This is a genomic window from Rhizobium esperanzae (assembly GCF_002204185.1).
GTDB classification, from domain to species: domain Bacteria; phylum Pseudomonadota; class Alphaproteobacteria; order Rhizobiales; family Rhizobiaceae; genus Rhizobium; species Rhizobium esperanzae.
This window is the reverse complement of record NZ_MXPU01000011.1, coordinates 1-25,866: the sequence shown is the minus strand read 5'-3', so window position 1 is coordinate 25,866 and position 25,866 is coordinate 1. Positions and strand designations below refer to the sequence as shown.

Annotated in this window: 28 protein-coding genes; 8 read left to right on the top strand and 20 right to left on the bottom strand. The window is 62.9% G+C overall.

The features are described from left to right. Positions 1-67: 67 nt before the first annotated feature. Together tam and zwf are read left to right on the top strand one after the other, a co-directional pair. Positions 68-838 carry a trans-aconitate 2-methyltransferase gene (tam, locus tag B5E41_RS17190; RefSeq protein ID WP_088395349.1) on the top strand — a complete coding sequence of 257 codons (771 nt, stop codon included), beginning with the start codon at positions 68-70 and terminating at the stop codon, positions 836-838. Between the two features lie 324 nt (positions 839-1,162). After that, positions 1,163-2,692, top strand: a complete 1,530-nt coding sequence (gene zwf, locus B5E41_RS17185; protein WP_088395348.1) for a glucose-6-phosphate dehydrogenase — start codon at positions 1,163-1,165, stop codon at positions 2,690-2,692. Here zwf and B5E41_RS17180 read toward each other — a convergent pair whose 3' ends face one another. The 3 genes from B5E41_RS17180 to B5E41_RS17170 all read right to left on the bottom strand — a co-directional run bounded on the left by B5E41_RS17180 (position 2,693) and on the right by B5E41_RS17170 (position 4,056). After that, complete coding sequence (locus tag B5E41_RS17180; RefSeq protein ID WP_064801192.1) at positions 2,693-3,010, bottom strand: hypothetical protein; 318 nt, start codon at positions 3,008-3,010, stop codon at positions 2,693-2,695. A gap of 120 nt (positions 3,011-3,130) precedes the next feature. After that, positions 3,131-3,586: an NUDIX domain-containing protein gene (locus B5E41_RS17175; RefSeq protein ID WP_064801190.1), complete on the bottom strand. Its 456-nt coding sequence runs from the start codon at positions 3,584-3,586 to the stop codon at positions 3,131-3,133. Positions 3,587-3,663: 77 nt separating this feature from the next. After that, positions 3,664-4,056 (bottom strand): DUF937 domain-containing protein, encoded by a 393-nt coding sequence (locus tag B5E41_RS17170; protein WP_088395347.1) that lies wholly within the window; start codon positions 4,054-4,056, stop codon positions 3,664-3,666. A 199-nt stretch (positions 4,057-4,255) separates the two neighbouring features. Here B5E41_RS17170 and B5E41_RS17165 point away from each other — a divergent pair, with 199 nt between their 5' ends. The 3 genes from B5E41_RS17165 to B5E41_RS17150 all read left to right on the top strand — a co-directional run bounded on the left by B5E41_RS17165 (position 4,256) and on the right by B5E41_RS17150 (position 9,906). After that, positions 4,256-5,812 carry a helicase HerA-like C-terminal domain-containing protein gene (locus B5E41_RS17165; RefSeq protein WP_088395346.1) on the top strand — a complete coding sequence of 519 codons (1,557 nt, stop codon included), beginning with the start codon at positions 4,256-4,258 and terminating at the stop codon, positions 5,810-5,812. Between the two features lie 403 nt (positions 5,813-6,215). Further along, positions 6,216-7,808, top strand: coding sequence for an ABC-F family ATP-binding cassette domain-containing protein (locus B5E41_RS17160; protein ID WP_088395345.1), 1,593 nt, complete (start codon positions 6,216-6,218; stop codon positions 7,806-7,808). Positions 7,809-8,385: 577 nt separating this feature from the next. After that, entirely contained in the window at positions 8,386-9,906 is a 1,521-nt protein-coding gene (locus B5E41_RS17150; protein ID WP_088395344.1) for an ABC-F family ATP-binding cassette domain-containing protein, read from the top strand. 245 nt (positions 9,907-10,151) lie between these two features. Here B5E41_RS17150 and B5E41_RS17145 read toward each other — a convergent pair whose 3' ends face one another. From B5E41_RS17145 to B5E41_RS17135, 3 genes are read right to left on the bottom strand one after another with little or no spacing between them, the layout of a single operon-like run. Further along, positions 10,152-10,931 (bottom strand): VOC family protein, encoded by a 780-nt coding sequence (locus tag B5E41_RS17145; protein WP_088395343.1) that lies wholly within the window; start codon positions 10,929-10,931, stop codon positions 10,152-10,154. Positions 10,932-10,982: 51 nt separating this feature from the next. Beyond that, on the bottom strand, positions 10,983-11,450 hold the full coding sequence (locus B5E41_RS17140; protein ID WP_088395342.1) for a DUF1579 domain-containing protein: 468 nt from the start codon (positions 11,448-11,450) through the stop codon (positions 10,983-10,985). A gap of 43 nt (positions 11,451-11,493) precedes the next feature. Next, entirely contained in the window at positions 11,494-12,222 is a 729-nt protein-coding gene (locus B5E41_RS17135; RefSeq protein ID WP_088395341.1) for a DUF899 domain-containing protein, read from the bottom strand. Between the two features lie 88 nt (positions 12,223-12,310). On the opposite strand from B5E41_RS17135, the gene B5E41_RS17130 reads away from it, so the two are divergent. After that, a complete protein-coding gene (locus B5E41_RS17130; protein ID WP_088395340.1) occupies positions 12,311-12,826 on the top strand; it encodes a MarR family winged helix-turn-helix transcriptional regulator in 516 nt (171 codons plus the stop codon). 161 nt (positions 12,827-12,987) lie between these two features. Here B5E41_RS17130 and B5E41_RS17125 read toward each other — a convergent pair whose 3' ends face one another. Beyond that, positions 12,988-13,410 (bottom strand): organic hydroperoxide resistance protein, encoded by a 423-nt coding sequence (locus tag B5E41_RS17125; protein WP_088395339.1) that lies wholly within the window; start codon positions 13,408-13,410, stop codon positions 12,988-12,990. 125 nt (positions 13,411-13,535) lie between these two features. Here B5E41_RS17125 and B5E41_RS17120 point away from each other — a divergent pair, with 125 nt between their 5' ends. Beyond that, positions 13,536-14,018: a MarR family winged helix-turn-helix transcriptional regulator gene (locus B5E41_RS17120; protein ID WP_088395338.1), complete on the top strand. Its 483-nt coding sequence runs from the start codon at positions 13,536-13,538 to the stop codon at positions 14,016-14,018. A gap of 39 nt (positions 14,019-14,057) precedes the next feature. Here the strand turns inward: B5E41_RS17120 and B5E41_RS17115 are convergent, their stop codons facing one another. The 12 genes from B5E41_RS17115 to B5E41_RS17060 form a co-directional block, all read right to left on the bottom strand. After that, the gene (locus tag B5E41_RS17115) at positions 14,058-14,294 is read right to left on the bottom strand and encodes a hypothetical protein (protein ID WP_088395337.1); all 237 of its coding nucleotides are present in this window, start codon (positions 14,292-14,294) and stop codon (positions 14,058-14,060) included. A gap of 140 nt (positions 14,295-14,434) precedes the next feature. After that, positions 14,435-14,671 (bottom strand): 30S ribosomal protein S21, encoded by a 237-nt coding sequence (gene rpsU / locus B5E41_RS17110; RefSeq protein ID WP_011424510.1) that lies wholly within the window; start codon positions 14,669-14,671, stop codon positions 14,435-14,437. Between the two features lie 55 nt (positions 14,672-14,726). Continuing rightward, on the bottom strand, positions 14,727-15,011 hold the full coding sequence (locus B5E41_RS17105) for a cold-shock protein (RefSeq protein WP_088395336.1): 285 nt from the start codon (positions 15,009-15,011) through the stop codon (positions 14,727-14,729). 168 nt (positions 15,012-15,179) lie between these two features. Then, positions 15,180-15,389 carry a cold-shock protein gene (locus B5E41_RS17100; protein WP_011424508.1) on the bottom strand — a complete coding sequence of 70 codons (210 nt, stop codon included), beginning with the start codon at positions 15,387-15,389 and terminating at the stop codon, positions 15,180-15,182. 249 nt (positions 15,390-15,638) lie between these two features. Beyond that, complete coding sequence (locus B5E41_RS17095; RefSeq protein WP_088395335.1) at positions 15,639-16,373, bottom strand: L,D-transpeptidase family protein; 735 nt, start codon at positions 16,371-16,373, stop codon at positions 15,639-15,641. Between the two features lie 137 nt (positions 16,374-16,510). Then, on the bottom strand, positions 16,511-17,317 hold the full coding sequence (locus B5E41_RS17090; protein WP_088395334.1) for a L,D-transpeptidase: 807 nt from the start codon (positions 17,315-17,317) through the stop codon (positions 16,511-16,513). Positions 17,318-17,415: 98 nt separating this feature from the next. After that, complete coding sequence (locus B5E41_RS17085) at positions 17,416-18,114, bottom strand: nucleotidyl transferase AbiEii/AbiGii toxin family protein (RefSeq protein WP_088395333.1); 699 nt, start codon at positions 18,112-18,114, stop codon at positions 17,416-17,418. Positions 18,115-18,169: 55 nt separating this feature from the next. Continuing rightward, complete coding sequence (locus tag B5E41_RS17080; protein WP_244425776.1) at positions 18,170-18,373, bottom strand: hypothetical protein; 204 nt, start codon at positions 18,371-18,373, stop codon at positions 18,170-18,172. A 70-nt stretch (positions 18,374-18,443) separates the two neighbouring features. After that, positions 18,444-19,367, bottom strand: a complete 924-nt coding sequence (locus tag B5E41_RS17075; protein WP_088395332.1) for an alpha/beta hydrolase family protein — start codon at positions 19,365-19,367, stop codon at positions 18,444-18,446. Positions 19,368-19,486: 119 nt separating this feature from the next. After that, complete coding sequence (locus tag B5E41_RS17070) at positions 19,487-21,112, bottom strand: cisplatin damage response ATP-dependent DNA ligase (RefSeq protein ID WP_088395331.1); 1,626 nt, start codon at positions 21,110-21,112, stop codon at positions 19,487-19,489. A gap of 258 nt (positions 21,113-21,370) precedes the next feature. Beyond that, entirely contained in the window at positions 21,371-22,381 is a 1,011-nt protein-coding gene (locus tag B5E41_RS17065; RefSeq protein WP_088395330.1) for a ligase-associated DNA damage response exonuclease, read from the bottom strand. 51 nt (positions 22,382-22,432) lie between these two features. After that, a complete protein-coding gene (locus tag B5E41_RS17060) occupies positions 22,433-23,236 on the bottom strand; it encodes an alpha/beta fold hydrolase (RefSeq protein ID WP_088395329.1) in 804 nt (267 codons plus the stop codon). 119 nt (positions 23,237-23,355) lie between these two features. Here B5E41_RS17060 and B5E41_RS17055 point away from each other — a divergent pair, with 119 nt between their 5' ends. Then, complete coding sequence (locus tag B5E41_RS17055) at positions 23,356-24,327, top strand: glycerophosphodiester phosphodiesterase family protein (RefSeq protein WP_088395328.1); 972 nt, start codon at positions 23,356-23,358, stop codon at positions 24,325-24,327. 19 nt (positions 24,328-24,346) lie between these two features. Here B5E41_RS17055 and B5E41_RS17050 read toward each other — a convergent pair. After that, positions 24,347-25,866, bottom strand: a 1,520-nt coding sequence (locus tag B5E41_RS17050; protein WP_141098777.1) for a methyl-accepting chemotaxis protein, incomplete at its 5' end; no start/stop codon positions are given.

Sequence of the window (25,866 nt, the reverse complement as noted above, 5' to 3'; positions counted from 1 at the left end):
GGCGCAACATCGACACGATCCGCATCTGCCACATGGAAGACGTGGCTCGACATCAGGAGGTATCGCCATGGCATGGTCCGCCAGCCAATATGTGAAGTTCGAAGACGAGCGCACGCGGCCGGCACGCGATCTTCTGGCGCAGGTGCCGCTGCAAAGCCTTCGCCGCGCCGTCGACCTCGGCTGCGGCCCAGGCAACTCGACCGAGCTCATCATCGCGCGTTATGGGGCTGGCGGCGTCTCCGGCCTCGACAGCGACATCAACATGCTGGAGGCGGCCCGCAAGCGGCTTCCCGGCACCGCCTTCGTCGAGGCGGATCTTGGCAGCTGGCAGCCGACGGAGCCCGCCGATCTTCTCTTTGCCAATGCCGTCTTCCAATGGCTGCCCGATCATCTCGATATCTTCGAGCGGCTGATGGACGGGCTTGCCGAAGGCGGCGTTCTTGCCGTGCAGATGCCCGACAATCTCGGCGAACCCTCGCATCTGGCGATGGAAGAGACCGCCCATGCCGGCCCGTGGAAGGCCGCCTTCGAGGAAAAGAGCGTGCGCCGCCAGCCGCTGGCTCCCCCGTCCAGCTATTACTCCAGGCTGATCGCCAAGGCCGCCCGCGTCGATATCTGGCACACGATCTACAATCATCCGATGGCAGACGCGGCTGATATCGTCGAATGGGTGAAAGGCACCGGACTGATGCCCTATCTCGCTCGGGCCGGCGAAAAACACCGCGAGGCTTTTCTAGCCGATTATCTGGAACGGATCGAAAAGGCCTATCCGAAATTATCGGACGGACGGGTGCTGCTGCGGTTTCCCAGGATCTTCATCGTGGCGGTGAAGGGGTAAGCGGACACTGATCATTACACTCCGTTTTATGCCGTTCCAAGACCCTTCCCCAACCGCTCCCCACAAGGGGGAGGGATTAACGCGTGGCGACCGACTGTGGCACGCATCAATCCTTTCTACGGATGAAACGGTGAAAGGAAATGCGGCGGTGCAACGTCTAAGCCCCTCCCCCTTGTGGGGAGGGGTTTTGAGTCAGCCGGATGAGCCTTCGTAGCCCTGAACGCCCGCACCCGATACTGTCAAATGCCTGTTACCCCTCGCCGCCTATGTTGCGGCCAAAGCGGCACGCATTATAGTCGGCCGGAAGAACCAGGAGATGACAATATGCACGCTGCCCCTACCCCGCCGGTCACTCTCGTCATCTTCGGCGCCACGGGCGACCTGACGCGCCGGCTCTTGGTGCCGGCGATCATCAACCTGACGCGCCAGCGCCTCGTCGGCGACGATCTCCACATCCTCGGCATCGGCATCGAAGCGGGTGACGACGAGTTCCTGCGCGGCCGGCTCGATGCCTTCCTCGAGCATCTGAACGGCGAGGAGCAGACGGTCAAGGACGAGGCATGGGAAAGCCTGCGCGGACGCATTTCCTATATGGCCGGAGATTTCACCAAGGAGGATGTTTTCGTCGAGATCGGCAAGCGGCTGGGGCGGAACACCAATGCCGCCTTCTATCTGGCGGTGCCGCCGTCCTTCTTCGGGACCATCGTCGAGAAGCTTGCCGCTCATGGGCTGACCGATGAAAGCGAGGGCGTCTTCCGCCGCGTCGCCATCGAGAAGCCGTTCGGCACCGATCTCGCCTCGGCCCGGGCACTCAATGCGCAGATTCTCGCCCAGATCGACGAAAGCCAAGTCTACCGGCTCGACCATTTCCTCGGCAAGGAGACGGTGCAGAACCTGATGACGGCGCGTTTCGCCAACATGATCATCGAGTCCTTGTGGAACAGCCGCTATATCGACCACGTGCAGATCACCGCCGCCGAGATCGTCGATGTCGGCAGCCGCGGCAAATTCTACGATGCGACAGGTGCGCTGCGCGACATGGTGCCGAACCACCTCTTCCAGCTGCTGGCGATGATCGCCATGGAACCGCCGAACAGCTTCGATGCCGAGGCGATCCGCAACGAGAAGAGCAAGGTGCTGAAGGCGCTGCGCATCTATACGCCCGAGGAGGCAAAGACGCATGGTGTGCGCGGCGCCTATACCGCAGGCCCGCTCAACGGCGTCGATCTTCCGGCCTATCGCGACACCAAGGACGTTTCGCCCGACAGCCGGACCGAGACCTATGTGGCGCTGAAGCTCTATGCGGATACATGGCGCTGGGCCGGCGTGCCCTTCTATCTGAGAACCGGCAAGGCGCTGACGGCGCGCGACACCGAGATCGTCATCACCTTCCAGCCGGTGCCCTTCGCGCAGTTCCGCGAGACCGAGGTCAATCGCCGCCTGCCGCCGAACCGGCTGGTGATCCAGGTGCAGCCTGATGAGGGCATGAGCATGGAGATCTCGATCAAGTCGCCGGGGCTTTCGGTCGATACGACGCCGGTGTCGCTCGACTTCCGCTATGCCGACAAGTTCGATATCGGTAAGACCACCGGCTATGAATCACTGCTCTATGATCTCTTCATCGGCGACCAGACGCTGTTCCAGCGCGCCGACGGCATCGAGGCCGGCTGGGCGGCGGTGCAGCCCTTCCTCGACATCTGGGCCGGGGATACGAGCACACCCGAAGCTTACGCGCCGGGCAGCATGGGACCGGCCTGCGCCGACGCGCTCATCGAGCGCGACGGGCGCAAATGGCACGAACTCGGCGTCGTCCTGCACCAGGATGGCCAGAACGGCAAAGAGAGGCTTGCCTAATTACTGACCTTCGCGGCATGCCGGGCTGACAGAGGCGCCGCTATTGCCGCCCTGCGTGGCAAGCGCGCCGCGGGCCTTGCGCGGCGGGCAGCGCGCCCAGTCGACACGGCCGCTCGGGGCGCTGTTGACGACGCTGCCGGTTTCGATCGAGTCGAGCGGGATGACCAGCCCGGTCTGCGGCTCGGCGCCCGGCGCGGTGCCGAGCGGCGGCGTGCCGTCGATGCGGCCGCTGGCATCCATGCCCATGTTCGACTGGGCCAGAACCGGGGCGGAAAGGCTGAGGAGAGCGATCGACGTTGCTGCAATGAACCTGCGCATGATGCTGTTCCTTCTGATGTCGGCAATGCGGCAGAAACAGCCATTCTACGCCCCTTGTTCCCTATCGGGCAGGCCCGGACGATCAAAGTTTGGCGAGCAGATTAAAAACGTCCCCGGGACTCAATCAAGCCAGCGCGACAGCACCCTCTCGAGGCCAGTCGGATAAAGATCGAGCCCGGCATCACGCAGCATGTCGCGGCCGAACCAGCGTGCCGTCGCCGCCGTCTCGTCGAGCTCGGAATAACGGATCTCATCGCGATCGTAGAGGGTTTTGTCGGCCAGCTCGATATCGGCGGCGAAGATGAATTCGTGGCCGATTGCGCCATGGTGTTCGAAGATGTTTTCGAGAAGATGCCAGGGGCCGACGATGCGGATTTCCGTCTCGATCTCCTCACGGATTTCGCGGTGCAGGGCCTGTTCGCGTGTCTCGCCGAATTCGATCGAGCCGCCGAGCGGCCGGACACCCTTGATGCGGCCGCTGTCATCTTCCACTTCTGCAGCGAGCAACCGGTTCTCTCGCCAGGCAAGGCCGATCACTTTCACCCTGATCTGCTGCGGCGGGCGCCAGACGGTCATGCGGCTCTCCTTCTGGGCGCGGACAAATAGAAAAGCCTCGCAGCGAATACCGCGAGGCTCCTGTTTTCCGCCGTCGTTCAGACGAACTGGCTGAGGCCGGGGACGGAGGCGACGACTTCGTCGACGACCTCTTCGCCGGCATATTGTTTGGCAATCGCGATGGTTTCCTTGGCGAGCGAGGTGATCTCGCCCATTCCGAGGCCCTCGCCCATCAACTGCTGGCCGAGACCCATGATGCCGCCGCCGCCGAGCGAGCTCATCAGCCCACCGAGCAGACCGCCGCCGCCGGCACCTGCGCCATTGAACTGGGCGACAAGATCGGCGCCGCCCGGAATCGCCTCGATCATCCGGGCCACCGGACCGTCGGCGGCCTCGCGCTGCAGGAAGCCGAGCATCATGCCGAGCGCCTTCTCCGCCTGCTCCGGGGAAATACCCACGCGATCGGCGATATCAGTCACAATTTCATTCATTCTCAGCCCTCCTATTATTTTGACGTTAACGTCAACGTTATTCGAGATTGGAGTACAACTCAAGCCAGCGATTTCGCTTCCCATGCGAACAGTTGTCCGCATCTGCCTGCCTGCTTATAACAGGGAAACGATGGTTCGATGAAGGCAGCGCAAGCCCGGCCTTCTCACAAACGGCGGCAGAGCCGAAGGGAGCATGGGGATGATCGAGGACGGCAAGATTTTTATCGGCGCGAGCCGCAATCCCGACGACAGCATCAACAAGCCGGAATATCTGGATCTGAAGTTCGGCAACCGCCACGGCCTCGTCACCGGCGCCACCGGCACCGGCAAGACGGTGACGCTGCAGGTGCTGGCGGAAGGCTTTTCCCGGGCCGGCGTTCCGGTCTTTGCCGCCGACATCAAGGGCGATCTTTCCGGCATCGCCGCCAAAGGCGAGCCCAAGGATTTTCTCACCAAGCGCGCCGAGCAGATCGGCTTCAGCGATTATGAATTCGACCAGTTTCCGGTGATCTTCTGGGATCTATTCGGGCAGAAGGGCCACCGGGTGCGCACCACCGTCGCCGAAATGGGGCCGCTGCTGCTTGCGCGGCTGATGGATGCCTCCGAACCGCAGGAAGGCGTCATCAACATCGCCTTCAAGATCGCCGATCAGGCCGGCCTGCCGCTGCTCGATCTCAAGGATTTCACCTCGCTTTTGAACTATATGGGCGAGAATGCCACCGAGCTTTCCAGCCAGTACGGCCTGATCTCCAAGGCCTCGGTCGGCTCGATCCAGCGGGCGCTGCTCGTGCTCGAACAGCAGGGCGCCGAGCACTTCTTCGGCGAGCCAGCGCTGAAGATCTCCGACATCATGCGCACCAGCAACAACGGCTACGGCCAGATCTCGGTGCTTGCCGCCGACAAGCTGATGATGAACCCGCGCCTTTACGCCACCTTTCTGCTCTGGTTGCTGTCGGAGCTGTTCGAGGAACTGCCTGAGGTGGGCGATCCGGAAAAGCCGAAGCTCGTCTTCTTCTTCGACGAAGCGCATCTGCTGTTCAACGACGCGCCGAAGGTTCTGGTCGAACGCGTCGAGCAGGTGGTGCGGCTGATCCGTTCCAAGGGCGTCGGCGTCTATTTCGTCACGCAGAACCCGCTCGACGTGCCGGAAACGGTGCTCGCCCAGCTCGGCAACCGCGCCCAGCATGCGCTGCGCGCCTATTCGCCGCGCGAACAGAAGGCGGTGAAGACGGCGGCCGATACCTTCCGCCCCAACCCGGCCTTCGACTGCGCCACCGTCATCACCAATCTCGGCACCGGCGAGGCGCTGGTCTCGACGCTGGAGGCCAAGGGCGCGCCGTCGATCGTCGAGCGCACGCTGATCCGCCCGCCGTCGGGCCGCGTCGGGCCGCTCACCGACGGCGAACGCCAGCAGGTGATGGACAGAAGCCCGGTTCTCGGCATCTATGACGAAGACGTCGACCGCGAATCCGCCTTCGAGATGCTGGCGGCGCGCGCCAAAAAGGCGGCGGAAGCCGAGGCCGCCAAGCGGGCGCAGGAGGAAGCGGCCGAACAGCCGGGCACGACCTCCGGCTGGAACCTGCCGGGCTTTGGCGGCGATGACGACAACCGCCAGGGCCGCGGCCAATCGCGCGGTCGATCCGGCTACCAGCGGGAAACGGTGGTGGAAGCGGCGATGAAGAGCGTGGCGCGCACGGTCGCCACCCAGGTCGGCCGGGCGCTGGTGCGGGGGATATTGGGGAGCCTGAAGCGGTAGAATTGCAATCTAACTGTTTCGGGAGCCGGTTCTCCATCTACGCCAGGCCCTCTCATCCGCCTGCCGGCACCTTCTCTCCGCTGGGGAGAAGGGAAGCAGGCCGAGAGATTTTGTGTAGACGATAGGTGATTTAACAGGGCAGAACATCGCCACATATCTCTTCTGCCCTCGGCGGGGAGACGATGCCGGCAGGCAGATGAGGGGGCGCCGAATTCCTGCCTTCCTTTGCCCCGGGTAAGGCTGGCACGATCATGCCTTTCCCTGAATACCTGCCCCGCCTTGAACCTTCAGCCTTTCTTCCTTAAATTACCCGGCATCGACCATTTCAACAGGATGTGTGCCGCAATGGATTTCAACCCGATCGCAATGCCAGTTCGCCTTGCCAACGGGGAAATCCATATCCATGCCTGCATCCATCACTCTCTCGCAAATTTCCTGGGCCACGCCTGACGGGCGGCCGCTTTTTTCCGATCTCGATCTCAGTTTCGGCAGGGACCGCAGCGGTCTCGTCGGGCGCAACGGCGTCGGCAAGACGACGCTGCTAAAGCTCATCTCCGGTCAGATCCGGCCGCAGTCGGGAACAGTAGCCGTCAGCGGCAGCGTCGGGGTGCTGCGTCAAAGCGTTCGGGTCGCTGCTGACGAAACCATCGCCGATCTCTTCGGCGTGGCCGCGACGCTCGAGCTTCTGCGTCGTGCCGAAGCCGGCGCGGCAACGGCCGACGAGCTTGCCTCGGCGGACTGGGCGCTGGAGGCACGCATCGCAACCGCGCTCAACCGGACGGGACTCGACGCGGAGCCGCAGACGCTGCTTGCCGCACTCTCCGGCGGGCAGCGGACACGCGCCGCGCTTGCCGCGCTCATCTTCAGCGAGCCGGATTTCCTGCTGCTCGACGAACCGACAAACAATCTCGACCGCGAAGGCCGCGAAGCGGTGATCACGCTGATTTCAGGTTGGCGGGCCGGCGCTGTGATCGTCAGCCATGACCGGGAATTGCTCGAAAGCGTCGATCAGATCGTCGAACTGACCTCGCTCGGCGCGACACGCTACGGCGGCAACTGGAGCCACTACCGCGAGCGCAAGGCCCTCGAGCTTGCCGCCGCCCGGCATGATCTTGCCGATGCCGAAAAGCGCACGGCGGAGATTGCCAGGAAGGCGCAGGCGAACGTGGAGCGCCAGGCACACAGGGACAGCGCCGGGCGGAAGATGGCCGCCAAGGGCGGCATCCCGCGCATCATGCTCGGCGGCATGAAGGAGCGGAGCGAAACCACCGGCGGCGACAATGCGCGTCTTGCCGAACGACGCCGCGCCCAGGCGCTCGAAGAGGCCAAGGCGGCGCGCGAGAAGATCGAGATCCTGCAGCCGCTATCGGTAAACCTGCCGCCGACGGGGCTGCCGGCCAGCAAGATCGTGCTGAAGATCGACGGCGTGACGGCAGGTTACCGGCCTGATGAACCCGTCATCGGCGATCTCTCCTTCGACGTGACGGGACCGGAACGCATCGCCATCACCGGGCCGAACGGCTCGGGCAAGACGACGCTGCTCGCACTCATTACCGGCGAGCTGAAAGCCTGGACCGGCACGGTCGCGGTGATGACCGGTTTTGCGATGCTCGACCAGAAAGTCGGCCTTCTCGATCCGTCAGCCTCGATCCGTGACAATTTCCGCCGGATCAATCCGCAAGCGGATGAAAACACCTGCCGGGCCGCGCTGGCCCGCTTCATGTTCCGGGCCGATGCCGCGCTGCAGACCGTCTCGTCCCTCAGCGGCGGGCAATTGCTGCGCGCCGGCCTTGCCTGCACGCTCGGCGCCGCACCGCCGCCGCTGCTGATCCTCGACGAGCCGACCAACCATCTCGACATCGACTCGATATCAGCGGTCGAGGCGGGGCTGCGGGCTTATGACGGGGCGCTGATCGTCGTCAGCCATGACGAGATGTTTCTCGAGAGCATCGGGATAACGCGGCGGCTGGAATTGCCGGGCGATGTGGCTGGGTGATTTCGGGACAACAGCAGCGCCTTCCGTCGACACCTCTCCATTCGCCACCCGCTTATGAGAGCACGGCATCCTCCAACGTCCCTCATGCTGAGGTGCGAAGCCCGAAAGGGCTAGCCGCGAAGCACGCCGTAACGCTGCTTCTTGCATCCCTTTGACGCCGGTGCACCCGCCTCGTCCTTCCAGCCCCCCGCGGGGCACCTCAGGATGAGGCTCTCGTGAGCACCGGGCACCAGCGCCACCGCTCCACTCAGCGGCGGCTGATGATGCCTCCCTTGCCTCATTTTGCCGGCAGTGGTATTTCCATCCTGCAACCCTTTCGAGAAAGGAGGATCACGCTATGCACTATTATTTCCGGCATCATCGCCAGCGTGGTCCCGTCAACGCCCTGCAAATGCGTTTGCAGGGCTGACCAGAGACCGTTTCCGAAATCTCTTCCTGGTCTGCCCTTCGTGGCCAATGTGGCGCGCCGTATCCCACGGTTCGCGTCCATCCCTGTAACTTCCCGGGCCCGATAGGCGCAATCCCGTGATGGCTGAACGCCCCGGATCGCGTTTCCCGGTCAAGACCAGAGAAGATCATGACCCTCATCAATATCCGCAATCTCGGCGTGACGCTGGGCAATCCGCTGTTTTCGAAGCTGAACCTCGTCGTCAATTCAGGCGACCGCATCGGCCTCGTTGCCGCCAACGGCCGGGGGAAATCGACGCTCCTTGCCTGCATCACCGGCGCGCTGGAGCCGAGCGCGGGCGAGATCACCAAGGCGCGCGGGCTGACCATCGGCCATGTCGCCCAGAATGTGCCGGCCGCCCTGTTCGAGACGCCGTTTTACGATGCCGTGCTGCAGGCGCTGCCGGCCGATCAGGCCGAAAGCGAGAGCTGGCGCGTCGATGTCGTGCTGGAATCGCTCGAAGTGCCGGAGGTGATGCGCGGCCGACCGCTGAAGCAGTTGAGCGGCGGCTGGCGGCGGCTGGCGATGATCGCCCGCAGCTGGGTCACCGAGCCAGACGTGCTGCTGCTCGACGAGCCGACCAACCATCTCGACCTCGAAAAGATCGCGCAGCTGGAAAGCTGGCTGAATGCGCTGCCGCGTGACGTGCCGGTCATCCTCTCCAGCCACGACCGCGCCTTCCTCGATGCGACGACGAACAGGACGCTGTTCCTGCGGCCGGAGCAATCGCCGGCCTTTGCACTCCCCTATAGCAGCGCACGCGCCGCTCTTGACGAGATCGACGCCGCCGAAGCGCGGCGCTATGAGCGCGACATGAAGACGGCGGAACAATTGCGCAAGCAGGCGGCCAAGCTCAAGAACATCGGGATCAATTCCGGCAGCGACCTGCTCGTCGTCAAGACGAAGCAGCTGAAGCAGCGGGCGGAGAAGCTGGAGGATGCGGCAAAACCGGCACATCTGGAACGCTCGGCCGGCGCTATCCGGCTTGCCAACCGCGGCACGCATGCCAAGGTGCTGCTGACGCTGGAGGATGCCGCGGTGACGACGCCGGATGGAACGCTGCTCTTCAGGACCGGCCGGCAATTTATCTGCCAGGATGACCGCATCGTACTTCTCGGCCCCAACGGCGCCGGCAAGTCGCGGCTGGTGACGATGCTGAAGCAGGCGATCGAAAGGCCGGAGGCGGCGCCGAGCGGGATCAAGGCGACGCCGTCGCTGGTTCTCGGCTATGGCGACCAGGCGCTCGCCGACCTTGCCGACCAGGACACACCGATCGGCACGATCATCCGCCGCTTCGATGTTGGCGACCAGCGGGCGCGGGCGCTGCTCGCCGGAGCCGGCATAACGATCGACATGCAGTCAAAACCGATCGGCCAGCTGTCCGGCGGCCAGAAGGCGCGGCTCGGCATGCTGGTGCTGAGGCTGACCGAGCCGAATTTCTATCTGCTCGACGAGCCCACCAACCACCTCGATATCGAGGGACAGGAGGCGCTGGAGAATGAGTTGATGGCGCACGAGGCGAGCTGCCTGCTGGTCTCGCATGACCGCAGCTTCGTGCGGGCGGTGGGAAACCGCTTCTGGCAGATCGAGAAGAAGCGGCTTGTGGAGGTGGAGAGCCCGGAGGGGTTTTTTGCTTCTGTGGCGGGGTGATGGATGGCGGCGGCGTGCCGTGTGGCCCCCTTATCTGCCTGCCGGCATCTTTGCCTGGGTCGAGCCACGGGTCTCGACCCGTCCTTCGGACCCCCATGGGGAGAAGGGATCTGCCGTACTGTTTCCTCCATCGCAAACGGCAGCGGCAAGAAGAGGCCGCTGCCGCAACTCCCCTTCTACCGATCGGGGAGAAGGGGGCCCGAAGGGTCGGATGAGGGGGCCTTACGGTACTACCGCCAATATCACTACCGCTTCGGCGCCACCAGACAGAAGAAGGCCCCCTGGGGATCGGTGGCCTGGATGATCCAGCTGCCGCCGGGGACTTCCATCGGGCCGTTGACGACCTTGCCGCCGCCTGAGGTGACGCGTTCGATCGCGGCATCGAGCGCCGGCACGATGAAATAGTAGCACCAGAAGGTCATCGGCAGGTTGTCCGGTTTGGTCATCATGCCGCCGGTCTGCCGGCCGTCATGGGCGAAGATGTAGTAGACGCCCATCGGCCCCATGTCCATTTCACTATCCTTCGTCCAGCCGAACCGCTTGGAATAAAAGTCCAGCGCCTCTTTGCCGTTGCCGGCGTAGAGCTCGCGCCAGCCGATATTGCCGGGCGCGTCGGGGGCCAGTTCCGGCCGGGTCTGCTCCCTCGGCGCCGGCGTCATGATGCAAATGACGGCGCCATGCGGATCGGCGACCACGGCGAAGCGGCCGATGGTCGGGATGTCCTGCGGCGGACGGCGCACCGCCCCGCCATTGGCGGCGAAATCCTTTGCCGTCTGGTCGACATCGTCGACGCCGACATAGCCCGTCCAGTTCGGCGGTATGCCCTGGCCTGCGAGATCGGACGGAAACTCCATCAGGCCGGCAACGCCGATACCGTTCGCCTCGAAGACCGTATAGGTCGGCATGCCTTCCACCTTCATTTCGGAGGTGGTCCAGCCGACGACGGAGCTGTAGAATTTTGCGGCGGCTGAGGTGTCGGGGGTCATCAGCTCACACCAGATGAACTTTCCATGCATCTTGGACATCATGCTCTCCCTCTTCTGACGCCTCCTTTTCGCTTGGGGGCGCCGTGATTGTCAGATCCTGCGGGTGTAATGCGCTTCCATGAACTGCTTCCACGAGCCGTCGGCCTGCCTGGCGCTGGATGTGAAGGTGCGGCGATGGTCGTCGATAAAGGTGATCCGCTCGCGGTAATCGGCGAGGCCCTCGCCGCTGAAGTCAGGTCCCGTCGTATAGAGGTCGAGAACATTGCCGGAGGCGTCGACCTCGCCCTCATAGACCCACATATAGTCCATCATGCTGCCGATCCAGCTGCCGACATATTTGTTCTTTTCGGCGTTGTAGCCGAGCGTCAGGATCGTGGTGGCCGGTTTGCCATCGGGCATATGGCCGGTCCCTTCGGCGACAAACCAGATGCCGTGGAGCGAGCGGACGGTCTCCCTCCAGTCGTTGCCGTCGGACATCTCGGGTGCGGTGACGCTCCAATCGCCGACCAGTCTTTCCAAAAAGGAATGCTCTTTCAGTACTTCGGCGGCCTTCATCATTCTCTTCTCCCTTCGAATGACGATATCCCAGATGTTTGATTGCTCAGTGACAGCAGGACGATGTCTTCGGAGCATCCTCATATTCGTCATGGCGGCGCACGAAATTCATGGTGCTTTCCTCGTTGCGGCCCTTCGGCGCGCGGTCGAGGATCATCAGGGTTCCGATCAGTTCTTCCGGCCCGCGGGCATAGCTCGAATAGGTATGGAAGACCTCGCCCTTGTCGTTGCGGTAGAAGGCACTGAGGCCCGGCAGTTCGTCATGGGCCTCAGCCGGCTCGATAGAAGTGAAATTGTAGAAGACTTTGTCTTTGGCAAGGTCCTCCGGACTGAAAGAGACGTGATAATCGAAATTGAAATCGCTGCCGAAGGACGAGACCCAGGGGAATTTCCAGCCCATGCGCTTTTTGTAGGCGGCGATCTTCTCGAGCGGGGCACGCGAAACAGCGACCCAGGTGACGTCGTGATGGTTGAGATGCGGCAGGGCGCCATCGACGTGATCCGACAGGAAGGAGCAGCCGGGGCAGCCGGCCTGCCAGTCGGGACCGAGCATGAAATGATAGATCAAAAGCTGGCTGCGGCCATCGAAGAGATCGGCAAGCGACTTCTTTCCCTCGGGCGTGTCGAAGACATAATCCTTGTCGACCTTCACCCACGGCAGCGCCAAGCGCTCGGCGTTGATGCTGTCGCGCAGCCTCGTCGCCTCCTTTTCCTTCAAGAGCAGGGCGCGGCGGGCCTCAAGCCATTTCTCGCGGGAAACAACCTCATTCTGCATGGGATGCGCCCTCCTCCGGCGCGGGCCGGTGAAGCCGGCTCATCTCCTTCTCCTTGACTAATTACATTGATATCAATAGAAATAGAGCATGTCAAATTCGGTTGAAATTCCTTTCTCTACAACGCTGCTGGTGCGCGATACCTGCCTCTGCCTGCATGCGCAGCGGGCGGCGCGGGCGCTCGCCCGCCTATTCGACGACGCGCTGCGGCCGGCGGGGCTGACCAACGGGCAGTTTTCGCTGATGATGTCGCTCAACCGGCCGGAGCCTCCGCCAATGGGACCGGTCGCAGCCCTCCTCGCCATGGACCAGACGACGCTGACTGCGGCCCTGAAGCCGCTGCAGCGCAAGGGCTGGGTAAGCGTGATGGAGAATCCGAAGGACAGGCGCGGCCGGCTGCTTGCCCTCACCGGCGAAGGCAGGACGGTGCTGGCAAGGGCGCTGCCGATCTGGAAAGACACTCATGCGGCGCTCGATCGAAAGCTGCCGGACGGAAGCTCCGCGCGGCTGCGGCAGGACTTGCAGACGGTGTCGGGGATGACGGGGGAGACGCCGAAGCCGGTCGTTCGCCGGTCGCGCCACAATGGGCCGACGATGGGCGAATAGGACGGCCGCCCCTCATCCGCCTGCCGGCACCGACCGGGGTCGAGACAAATGGCTCGACCCCGGCAAGGCTAGGGTACTACGTTGATGTTAGCAGCAGACAAGCGATGGCTCCAACCGAAGCCGAAGGCCATCGCCCGCAGCTGTTGCCCAGCGCGCCTGGATCAGGCGACGGTGACCGGAACTTCGGTCGAGGTGCGCATGGCGTGGCTGTAGGGGCAGACGATGTGGGCTGCGGCAGCGAGTTTTTCGGCGGTTTCACGCTCGAGACCAGGGATAGTGACGGTCAGCGCCACTTCGATGCCGAAGCCGGTGCCATCTTCGCGCGGGCCAATGCCGACCTTGGCCGAGACGGTCGTGTCTTCCGGAATCTTGACCTTCTGCTGGCCTGCGACAAATTTCAAGGCACCGAGGAAGCAGGCGGAATAGCCGGCAGCGAAAAGCTGTTCGGGATTGGTGCCGGTTGCGCCGTCGCCGCCGAGTTCCTTGGGAACGGTCAGCGTCACGTCCAGAACGCCGTTTTCGGAAACGGCGCGGCCGGCGCGGCCGCCGGTGGCGGAGGCTTTGGTTGTATAAAGAATAGGCATGACGATCTCCTTTGGTTGGCCCTTCGATCGGGTTGGCCTTTTACTATCGCACAATTAAATTGCACACAAGTGAATTTTGCAAATTGCATTTCACGGGTGGAAAGAGGACAATCGCAGCCTCGGGGATGACGGATATGAAAGCGCTAACGGCAAAGACGATGGAGATACCTGAGGAGGAGAAGCGGCTGGAAAAGCAGCTATGCTTCGCCGTCTACGCGACGGCGCATGCTTTTACCCGGGCCTATAAACCGATCCTCGACAGGGTCGGTCTCACCTATCCGCAATATCTGGTGATGCTGGTGCTGTGGGAACGCAGCGCCCTGCCGGTGAAGACGATCGGCGAGCAGTTGGACCTCGATTCGGGCACGCTGTCACCGCTGTTGAAACGGTTGGAACAGAGCGGGCTGATCAAGCGCATCCGCGATCTGCGCGACGAGCGGCAGGTGATCGTGTCGCTGACGCCGAAGGGCGAAGCGATGAAGGGAGAGGTCGATACGATCATGAGGGCGATCGGGAAAGCCGCCGGCTGCACGATCGAGGAAATGGCCGAGATGCGCGACATGCTGCACCGGCTGCGGGTCAATCTCGGCCGGGCCGGCGAGGGCTGAAAGCCCCTGCCCCCGAGCCCATTGGCGGCTATGGCGGGATCAGGAGCGCCGCTTGGCGACCTTCGCAGTTGAGCGCCGCTTTTTTGCAGGCGTAGGTGAGGCTTCCGATTCTTCGGCGGCCTGCTGCAGACGCAGCGCCCTCAGCTTCTCCGTCTTCTTGTCACGGGCCGATGCTTCGGCTGCGATAATGGCGCGCGCCGTGTGATCGGTGACCTCCGCCTTGTCGCGGGACGACAGCTTGGCGGGGTTGAAGAATTCTCCCTTGGTGGCGGTCATGTGCCCACTTTCTCAGATGATGGCGGCGTTTGATCCTTGCATTGCGGCTGCCAACATCATTTTACGGCCAGGACGCGATTCCACAAAGCCGAGATGTGGCGACCGGCCCGTGACACCACGGCCGGCATGCCACGGTCGGATCAGCGAGCGCGGACAGCCTTTTTCGGCGCCGGCAGCAGGCCTTCGCGCTGCAGCTTCTTGCGGGCAAGCTTGCGCTGGCGGCGAACGGCCTCCCCCTTTTCGCGGGCACGCTTCTCCGACGGCTTCTCATAGGCGCTGCGCGCTTTCATTTCCCGGAAAAGTCCTTCGCGCTGCATCTTTTTCTTAAGCACACGCAACGCCTGATCGACATTGTTATCCCTGACGAGTACCTGCAAACGAATATCCTTCCTGTTGGCGGCGAGGCCGCTATCATATGGTGAAAATGGTGGGCTACTTGCCCATGCGGATTCCCGAAAATTTCAGCCATGGCTCGGCGTCATCGGCTTTGGCAGCCGCCTCGAGTGCCGCCCGCCGTGGCGATTCCCCGATGTCGATATCGTCCTCGGTAATGCGGCGCTCGAAATTCTCGCCGGTGAACTGAACGCGATATTGCACGTGCCCGTGATCGTTGGGCAGGATGCTGGCGATCCGGCACCGCTTGTCTGCCTTTGCCGTGCGGGTCAGGCCGGACTTCAGCACGATCATGTCGCCGACTTTATAGCTTGATCTGCTCATCCCGCGTCCCTCAACTCTTCGGCTGCTCAATTTCAAAACAAAAAGGCCGGGCTTGAACCCGACCTCTTCCAGTCATTCAGCCACAAAGCTGCCTTTGATGGTCAGCGCGCCGCCAGTACATCCGTGGTCAGCTCGCCGCAATCTGTGGTCAGCCCAGACGAACGACAATCATGCGGCCTGAAGGTTATCGGCCGAATTCTTGCCGGACCGCTTGTCGCGGACCAGATCGTAGCGGACCTTCTGGCCTTCGGTCAGTTCGCGCATGCCGGCGCGTTCGACTGCCGAAATGTGGACGAAAACATCCGTGGAACCATCGTCGGGCTGGATGAAGCCAAAACCCTTGGTGCCATTGAACCACTTGACGACGCCTGAATTCATAACGATCTCCTTTTCAACCGTTAGAGTGCACCCGGGGAAGGATGTCCGCGGGCAATATCGATGTTGAGAGAGATCTGACGAAGCGCATTCAGCGCACGGACAAAGGTCGCAAGCAATATTCGATACGCCCCATGTAGGCTCTTTATCGAATTAAGCAATGCTATCTCGAAAATAAAACTTCTCCGGGCGGACGACAGATGCCCGACGAAGCGAGCTGAGGCGGCCGGATCGCGGCCGCCCCAGCGGCAGTTATTGCCAGACCACGATCGGCGCCTTCGTTGGGACGCGGTCGTAGAGATCGATGATATCCTGGTTCAACAGCCGGACGCAGCCCGAGGAGACGGCCTTGCCGATCGAGCGCCAGTCGGGGTTGCCGTGCAGGCGGTAGAGCGTGTCCTCGCCGTTCGAGAAGATATAAAGGGCGCGGGCGCCGAGCGGGTTTTTCAGGCCCGGCTCCATGCCGCCGTTATCGATCGAATATTTGACCAGTTCCGGCTGGCGGGCGACCATCTCGTTCGGCGGCTTCCAGCGCGGCCATTTCTGACGCCACTGGATGACGCCCGATCCCTGCCAGGCGAAGCCCTCGCGACCGATGCCGACGCCGTAGCGCATCGCCATGCCGTCGGCCTGGACGAGATAGAGGAAGCGCGACGGCGTATCGACGACGATGGTGCCCGGCGGCTGGCCGGTGGGGTCGAGGACACGCTGGCGATAGTAGCGTGGATCGATCTGTTCATAGGGAACGGCGGGAATGAGGAAGCCGCCGTCTTCGATCGGGCCGTACATCACGGCAAGCTCGGGGCCGCTCGGCACGCTCGAGGCTGCCGGCGACTGGAACAGGCGGCCCGGCGAACGGTAGATGATCGACGTGTCGCCCGATGTCACGGTGTTGGCGGAAGAGGCGCAGCCGGTGAGCGCGGAGGCGGCGGTCAGTGCCGAAAGGGAGAGAAAGCTGCGGCGGGAAAGATGTCTATCGGAACTCATGACGCGGGACTGATTTCCTGTTGATGCGGGAATCCATTACGACATCATGAAATCTATCGGCTTGCGCCAAATAAACCATAGCTTCACGCAGACGTGTTCCTGGTGGAACCGACGATATGAAGAGCGCTGTTGCAGCGCTACATCACAACGATCTCCGCCTTTGCGGGAAGCCGGTCGTAGAGGTCGACGACGTCCTGGTTCAGCATGCGCACGCAGCCCGACGATGTCGCCTTGCCGATCGACTGCCAGTCGGGCGTGCCGTGGATGCGATAGAGCGTATCCTGGCCGTCCTTGAAGATATACATGGCGCGCGCGCCGAGCGGGTTCTGAAGCCCGGGATTCATGCCGCCGTTTTCCGCCGAAAAGGCGCGAACTTCCGGCTGGCGCGAGACCATTTCGACCGGCGGCGTCCAGCGCGGCCATTTCTGCTTCCACTGGATGACGCCGCGGCCCGACCAGGCGTAACCATCGCGGCCGAGGCCGACGCCGTAGCGCATCGCCTTGCCGTTAGGCTCGACCAAATAGAGGAAACGTGCCTTGGTATCGACGACGACGGTGCCGGGGCGCTCGGTCGTCTGGTAGTCGACTTCCTGGCGCAGGAATTGCGGCTGCACACGGCTGACCGGGATCGCCGGCAGGGTGAAATCCTCGTCGCGCTGCTCGCCATACATCGCCATATGCACGGGATTGGTGAGCGGCAGGCCGTAGGTCTGGTGGAACTGGGTCTTGTAGAGTTCGCGCGTCTGCGGCACCGGCTGATCGGGGATGGGCCGCACCCGGCGCGGATCGACGCCCGGCGGCTGGTAGAAGACCGGCGAGGTTTCCTGGACGAAGCGGGCGGGCGAATCGGCGGCGACATCGGGGATCAGGATGTTGCAGCCACTGAGCGGCGCCACGGCAAGCATAAGCCCGGCAATCGGGAAAACCCGGCGCAGAAAATTCATGGGACCACCCTATCAAAGATCGGCAAGACAGCGATATCTGCCGGCAGGATGGCACCCGCGGCTGGCGCGAGGCTGGCGTCGGGGGAAAAGCCGGGAGATTAAACCGACCAGAGCCGTTGCGCTTCGCGGCGAAGGGCGCCAATTGCCCGTACGGCAAGATCGCCGTCCATCTGCAGGACGCTTGCGGCATACCTCAATTCCGTCTCTTCCTTAAGCTTCGCCAGGACCCAGCCGATCTTGCGTTCGATGTCCTGGCCATAAGCTTCGGTCGCCTTCAGAACGGCGACAGTGGGAATCTCCACGTAGCGGGTGAGAAGCATCCCCAGATCGATAGCATCACGGTAGGCGACAGTCCTGTCCTGGCAGCGGTCTGCGTTGGCGAGCAGCTTTTCGGCAAACATGTCAGGCAGCGACAGCATTGGAACGTTCAGTCGCGAATCGAAAGTGCCTTCAAGCGCGATCCGCGCCTCACGCACGATTTCGAAGCGAATAGCCTGATCTTGGAGAGTAAGGACCGTACGTATGCCGTATTGGTCGGTCCTGAAGTCCCTGAGCGTCGTGACCGGCTCTCCGAAAAAGGCTCCTGCTCCGCTTTCGATCGCCGCCAGGCGCAGGACGCGATATCCTTCGCCATCCGCACAGCGAAAATCGACGTCAAGCGACAGCCGGTATTCATCGAGATTCATGACGATGGCTGTTCCGCCGGCAAACCAACACTTATTGGCCAGAAAAAAATCCGCCCGCATCAGCCGAAGGGCCGCAGCGATGGTGCGATGTTCGGGACGTCTGAATTCCATAATGGCCACCTGGTTTCCGCCCAAGCCTAAATACGAAGGATAAAGAAACGGAAAATCAGGAGACGAGCAGGACGCCGTTGCCATAGGCGGCGGTCAGATGGCGGATCAGTCGCTTCTCCCGCTCAGTCAGCCTGCTAGCATCGACGAAACGCCAGTTGCGTTCATACAGCGCAAAAACCTCCGAGGCAGGTATCGCGCGCGCGGGGTCACGATTCCAGACGAGCCCTTTCAGCTCGGGGAAGTCGTTCGGCACGATCATGGTCTCTGCGTCCGTCGTCATACGGGGAATATAGGCCCAATGGGCCTGCATTTGAAGCGGCGGCGAAAAATCAGGCCGCCACTCCATGGAAGAAGCGGATGCTCTGTTCGATCTCGGCCGGCAGCGCCGAGGTGTGGTTGCCGGTGACCGTGTCGGTTTCGATATGGATGCCCGCGGCGCGGGCGCGGCGGGCGAGCAGATCGGCGCGGTCGTTGAAATGCGACTCTTCCGTGCCGTGAACCACCCGGATGGGGCATTTGAAGCTGTGGGCGTAACAGAGCGCCGAACGCACCTCGAATTCATGCGCATTGCTGTCGTCGAAACGGATGTCCTGGGGGTAGCGGCTGAAGAAGCGGAAGGCGTTGGGATTGCCCGATATCGGCGCGGCGGCGCGGAATTTTTGGGTGCTCATCGCCGCCAGCATGGTCAGCGTGCCGCCGATGCTATGGCCGGCGATGAACAGGCGGCCGGGATCGACGCCCGGCAGATGCGCCAGGCGCTCGGTGGCGGCAAGCACATCGTCGACCTCATCGTAGAAGCCGGAGAAATTGCCCCTCTGGCCGTTCTCGCCGCGCAGCGACGGCATCATCACGACATAACCCGCATCCATATAGGGCTTCATCAGCTGCCAGTGGCCGACGCCCATGGCATTGCCGCCGTGCAGGAAGAGCACGGCCGGCCTGGCGGTGCGCTCGCGCTTGTATCTGGAGACCCAGGCCGCCAGTTCCAGTTCGCCGCCATAGCCGGAGCGGTAGAAGATCTTCTCGGCGTCGGCAGGCGCGGTCAACGGTTCGTATTTGTCCGGCGCCGGCCCCTTCTGCAGGAGTTTCGTGCGGAACCGGCGGCGGACGGCGGCATAGTCGTGCTTGGCAAGGCGGGGCTCGTCCGGGACATCGAAGGCGGCCGCCATGCGCGGCAGGACGAGTGCGCCGGCAAGCCCCGCCAGGACGGCGCGGCGTTGGCGGAAAAAGGAATTTTGTTCATGCGAGCTCATGACGCAGCACCTAAATCATTTCCCCCGGCACGCCAGATTTGCATCGGAAAATCGGCGCCGCCAATACACATGATGTTGAAAATATTGCCCTGCGTCATTGTTGCACAGGAGCGCAATGCTCAACCCGGCTTTGCATCGATCATGGCGACCAGCGTGCGCAGGCGGTCGGCCTCGTAAGGTGGCTTGTCGGGGCGAAGGCGGGCGATGCGGGGGAAGCGCATGGCGACCCCCGATTTGTGCCGCGTCGAGCGGTTGATGCCCTCGAAGGCCACCTCGACGACGAAGCCGAAATCCCTGTCGGCCCGCACGGCGCGCACCGGGCCGAAACGCTCGGTCGTGTTGTTGCGCACGAACTTGTCGAGCAGCTCGAGTTCGGCATCGGTGAAGCCGAAATAGGCCTTTCCCACCGGCACCAGCTGTTCGCCGTCCTCGTCGTCGGCCCAGACGCCGAAGGTGAAATCGGAATAATAGCTGGAGCGCTTGCCGTGACCGCGCTGGGCATACATCAGCACCGCATCGACATTATAGGGGTTGCGCTTCCACTTGAACCAGGGGCCTTTCATGCGGCCGGCTTGGTAGATGCTGTCGCGCCGCTTGATCATCACGCCCTCGATGACCGGATCGGGCGGGGCGGCGCGCAGAGCGTCGAGCTCCTCCCATGAGGAGAAAGGCACGAGCGGCGAAAGGTCGAACCGGTCATGGGGCGCGCGGTCGATGATCTCGGAAAGACGCTCGCGGCGATCGACATAGGTGCGGCCGCGAATATCCTCCTCGCCGTCGAAAAGCATGTCGTAGGCACGGATAAAGGCGGGGTAATCGTCGAGCATCTTCGCCGTCACCGTCTTACGGTTCAGGCGCTGCTGCAGGTCGGAGAAGGTGCGCGTCGGGCTGTTGGAGCGGGCGGTGCCGCCGACCAGCAACTCACCGTCGACGACGCCGGAAAAATTGATCGCCTCGAGAATATCGGGAAAGGCGCCCGATATGTCGTCGCCGGAGCGCGAATAGATCTTGCGCCTGTCGCCGGAGCGGGAAAGCTGAACGCGAATGCCGTCCCATTTCCATTCGGCGGCGTAGTCGGCCGGGTCGAGACCTGTCAGGTCCCCCTCCTCCACCGCATTGGCGAGCATGACGGAATGGAAGATCGCCGGTGAAGCCAGGGCCGGTTTGTCGCCGCCGCCCGCCAGCCACTGGAACAGCGTCTCGTAAGGCGGCTGCAGGCCGTGCCAGAGGGTCTCGATCTCGGTGACGTCCTTGCCGCCGAGATCGGCCAGCGCCTGCTTGGCAAGACGGGCGGAAACGCCGATTCTAAGCGCGCCGGTCGCAAGCTTGATGAAGGCGAAACGGCCGGAGGAATCCAGCCGGTCGAGCAGATCGCGGACATAGCCGCGCACTTCGGTACGGCCGAGACCGTTCATGCGGGTGACGACCTCACCCAGGCGCGGCTGAGCCAGGGCCGAGCGGTCGATATCCCGCTCATTGTCCCAGACAAGCGAAATGGTTTCGGCGAGATCGCCGACATAATCGTAGGAATAATGGAACAGCACCTCGTCTATGCGCTCCAGCGCCAGGTCGCGCAGCATGGCGGGCTTGACATTGCGCACGTCAAGCGTGCCGGCGATGGCGGCAAGGCCGTAACCGCGATCCGGATCGGGCGTGTCGCGGAAATAATCGGTCAGCAGCTTGAGTTTGCCGTTGCGGCTGGGGGTCAGGACCAGGCGGTCGAGGAGGTCGGCGAAGGCTTTCATGCGGGCCTCCGTATTCCGGGGGAAAACCACTCCCCAACTTGGCGAGAAGAACGCCCCTCCCCAACTTGGCGAGAAGAACACCCCTCCCCAACCCCTCCCCACAAGGTGGAGGGACTAACCCGTGGCCGCGGCTTGCCCCAAAGTGTCGTCGCTGCATGCGGGGCCGTCAGACGTAAAATGCGACGAGCGCGGCGCGGTAGCCCCTCCCCCTTGTGGGGAGGGGTTGGGGAGGGGTTTTGACGCACGCTCCAGCTCATCTCAATCCGCCTCATCCTCATAGCCCACCAGATGCAACGGTTTCGCCTTGATGCCCTGCAGCTGGCACCAGCGCACCAGCGCCTCTTCGCGGCCATGGGTCACCCAGACCTCGGCCGGGCGCAGTTCGCGGATCGTTTCGGTGAGTTCCGGCCAGTCGCAATGGTCGGAGATGACGAGCGGCAGTTCGACGCCGAGCTGTTTAGCGCGCTGGCGCACCATCATCCAGCCGGAGGCGAAGGCCGGCAGCGGCTCGTTGAAGCGCCGGGCCCAGCGGTCGGCAAAGGCCGAGGACGGGCCGATGACGACGGCGCCCCGGAAGGTGGATTTGTCGCGGCTTTCGATCGTCGCGGGCAGCAACTCGCCGAGATCGATGCCTTGGCCGACATAATAGTCGCAGAGCTTTTCCATGGCGCCGTGGATATAGATCGGCTCGGCATAACCGGCATCGCGCAGCAGTCGGATGACGCGCTGGGCCTTGCCGAGCGCATAGGCGCCAACCAGATGAGTGCGTTCGGGAAATTGCCGGAGCGAGGCCAGCAGCTTGCCGGTCTCGTCGATCGGATCTGGATGATGGAAGACCGGCAGGCCGAAGGTCGCCTCGGTGATGAAGACATCGCAGGCGACCGGCACATAGGGTGCGCAGGTCGGGTCGGGGCGGCGCTTGTAATCGCCGGAGACAACGATGCGGGTGCCGTTCTTCTCGATGGCGATCTGGGCCGAGCCGAGCACATGGCCGGCGGGGTGAAAACTCACCTTGACGCCATTGATGAGCAGCTCCTCGCCGAAACCGGCAACCTGCTCGCTGGCGCAGAAGCCCTCGCCGTAACGCAGGCGCATGATGTCGAGCGTCTGGCGGGTGGCGAGCACGTTCACATGGCCCGGTCTTGCGTGATCGGAATGTCCATGGGTCACGAGCGCCCGTTCGACAGGCCGCACCGGATCGACATAAAAGCCGCCTTCCGGGCAATAGAGCCCTTCCGGGGTAGGATAAAGCAGCACATCAGCTCTCATGGACCAAGAGATAGCGGGAAATGGCCGCGAGGCCAGAGGAAGTGACCGTCATCACCTGATCCCGTCGAGAAAGGATAAGATCGCGGCGTTGAACTGCGCCGGCCGCTGCAGCGGCGCGAAATGGCCGACGCCGGGCAGGTAGATCATCTGAGCGTCCGGGATGCTGCCGGCAAGATATTCGGCATGTTCGGCTTTGATGAATTCGTCGTATTCGCCGAGCACGATCGCGACCGGAATGCCGATGCGGCCGAGGTCCTCCGCCCCATAATTCGGCTCGGTTCGCATCATCAGGCCGACCGCCTCGACGAACGAATTGAAATCGTCCGGCGTGGCGGACAATGCCGCATAATCCTTGGCGTGGCGAGCGAAACATCGGTCGATGACCGCGGTCGGAACGAATTCCAGCGTGCCGCTCGGATCCATGTTGCAGGCGAAGAAGAAGACGCCCTCGACACGCGACGGCGCCGTCATGGCGAGGATCAGCGCGATGCAGGCGCCGTCGCTCCAGCCGACGAACGCCGCCGTTTCCAGCCGCAGTTCGTCCATCACCGCCAGCACGTCGGCAGCCATCAGCTCATAGGTGTAGGGACGGTCATCGCGGGTGCTTCGGCCATGGCCGCGGCTGTCGATCAGTACGACGCGGCGGCCGCGGCCGAGCAGCGCCGGGACCTGGTAGCCCCAGTTGCCGCTATGGCCGAGGCCGCCATGCAGCAGAATGACGGCAGGGCCTGTCCCGTAGCTCGCATACCAGATGCGGGCGCCCTCCCGCCCGACATGGCCTTCGACAGCAGCCGGCGGCAACGGCGCGGCCCCTTGCGCTTCGAAATGGATGAGTTCGTCGTCCTGTCGTTCCACCACAATGCCAATCCTTTCCAGCGAATAACCCGCGCATAGAAAAGCCGGAAAACAGCCCAAGAACAACCAGAATCGCTTTCTAGCTGTTGCCTTCGTCGATGCAATCAGGAGGAGCGGAGATGGGCAGGAAGCTTTTCTATTGCGCGGCGGCGATCGCGCTCGCAGCCGCCGGCATCTATCTCAACAATACCAGCCTCATTGCCGAGCATCGGCCGGGAAAGCCGGTGCTGCTCGCCCATCGCGGCATCGCCCAGCGCTTCGACGAGACCGATCTGAAGAACGACACGTGCACGGCGAGCCGCATGCTGGCGCCGAAACACAACTATCTGGAAAACACTATACCCTCGATGGAGGCGGGCTTCGCCGCCGGCGCCGATATCGTCGAGATCGACGTGCATCCGACGACGGACGGCGAATTCGCGGTCTTTCACGACTGGACGCTCGACTGCCGCACCGACGGACATGGCGTGACGCGCGAGCATTCGATGGCTGAGATGAGGAGGCTCGACATCGGCTACGGCTATACCGCGGACGGCGGCAAGACCTTTCCCTTTCGCGGCCGGGGCGTCGGCATGATGCCGACGCTGGCGCAAGTGCTTTCGACCTTTCCGGATCGGCGCTTCCTCATCAACATCAAGAGCCGCGATCCGTACGAGGGGGAAAAGCTCGCCGCCGTGCTGAACGGGCTTCCGGCCGCACGGCGGGCCGGCATCATCGTCCATGGCGGCGACGAGCCGATCGACGTGCTCGGCCGGCTGACACCCGATGTCAAAACCGCCTCGCGCAAAAGCCTGAAGGGCTGCCTGTTCGGCTATCTCGGCTATGGCTGGACCGGCCTCCTGCCCGAAGCCTGCAAACATCGGATGATGCTGGTGCCAATTAATATCGCGCCGTGGCTATGGGGCTGGCCGGACCGCTTCCTCAACCGGATGGAAGATGCGGGAACGGAGGTCTTCGTGCTCGGTCCCTATCGCGGCGGCGATTTTTCGACCGGCATCGACGATGCCGCGCAACTGGCGCGCCTGCCGCAGAACTATGCGGCAGGCATATGGACAAACGAGATCGAGGCGATCGGCCGGCTGATGAAATGAGGCGCCGCCGCAGCGTGCCTCAGAACTCCTCCCAGCTACCGCCGGCGACTGCCGCATTGCCATGGAAGGCAGCGCTCACCTTCGCAGCCATTGCCCGCGGTTCCGAGGCGACGGGCCTGGAAGCGCCGGTTGCCGCGGCGGGGCGCGATTGCCGCGAGGCCACGTTGCCGATATTGAACTGCCCCAGCAGCTGGAATAGCGCGTCAGCCTCCTTGGCGAGACTATGGGCGGCAGCCGTCGATTCTTCGACCATGGCGGCATTCTGCTGCGTGCCTTGGTCCATGGTGTTGACGGCGGTATTGATTTCCTTCAAGCCCGTCGCCTGCTCCTTCGAGCTTTCGACAATTGCAAGAACATTGCCGTTGACCTGCTGAACCTGGGCGACGATCTCTTCCAGCGCCTTGCCGGTTTGGCCGACCAGCGTCACCCCGCTCTTCACATGCTCGTTCGAGGCGCTGATGAGTTCCTTGATCTCCTTTGCCGCTTTGGCCGACCGCTGTGCAAGCTCGCGCACTTCCTGCGCGACCACCGCAAAACCCTTGCCGGCATCGCCCGCGCGCGCCGCCTCGACGCCCGCGTTAAGCGCCAGGAGATTGGTCTGAAAGGCGATTTCGTCGATAACGCCGATGATATTGCCGATCTCGGCCGACGATGACTCGATCTTGCCCATCGCATCGACGGCGCTGCGGACCACCTCCCCGGAACGCTCGGCGTTCTCGCGCGTCCTTCGCACCAGTTGACCGGCCTCCTGGGCGCGGTTGCTGGAATCGGAGACCGTCGTGGTGATCTCTTCGAGGGCGGCTGCGGTTTCCTCGACGGAAGCCGCCTGCTGTTCCGTACGCTTCGACAAATCGTCCGAAGCGGCGCGAACCTGCTGGGCTCCGGCAGCGATGCCCGTTGCGTTTTGCGCCACAACCTGCATCGCTGTGCGCAGCTTGCTGACCGCAGCGTTGAAATCGGTGCGGAGCTTTTCCAGTGTCGGAATGAATGGTGTTGCGACTTCCTGGGTCAAATCGCCGCCGGACAGCGCCATCAAGGACGACGCCAGCTGATCGACATTGTTGACGCGGGCGGTAACGTCGGTCGCGAATTTGACGACCTTGAACACCTTGCCGTTCATGTCGAGGATTGGATTGTAGGTGGCCTGGATATAGAGCCTTTTGCCGCCCTTGCCGAGGCGCAGAAATTCATCAGCCACGAATTCGCCAGCTGACAGGCGCTCCCAGAAGCGTCGATAATCCTCACTGTTGACGTAGGCGCTTTCGCAGAACATGGAATGGTGGCGGCCCTGGATCTCGGCAAGCTGATAGCCGAGCGCCGACAGGAAATTTTCGTTCGCCGTCAGAATCTCTCCTTTCGGCGTGAATTCGATAACCGCCTGGGCGCGCGACAGCGCGCTTATCTTGCCGGCATCTTCGGCGCTTTGCATTTTCTGCCTGGTGATATCGGTCGCGAATTTCACCACCTTATACGGCTTTCCGCCACTGAAGACGGGATTGTAGGAGGCTTCGATCCAGATTTCCCTGCCGCCCTTGCCGA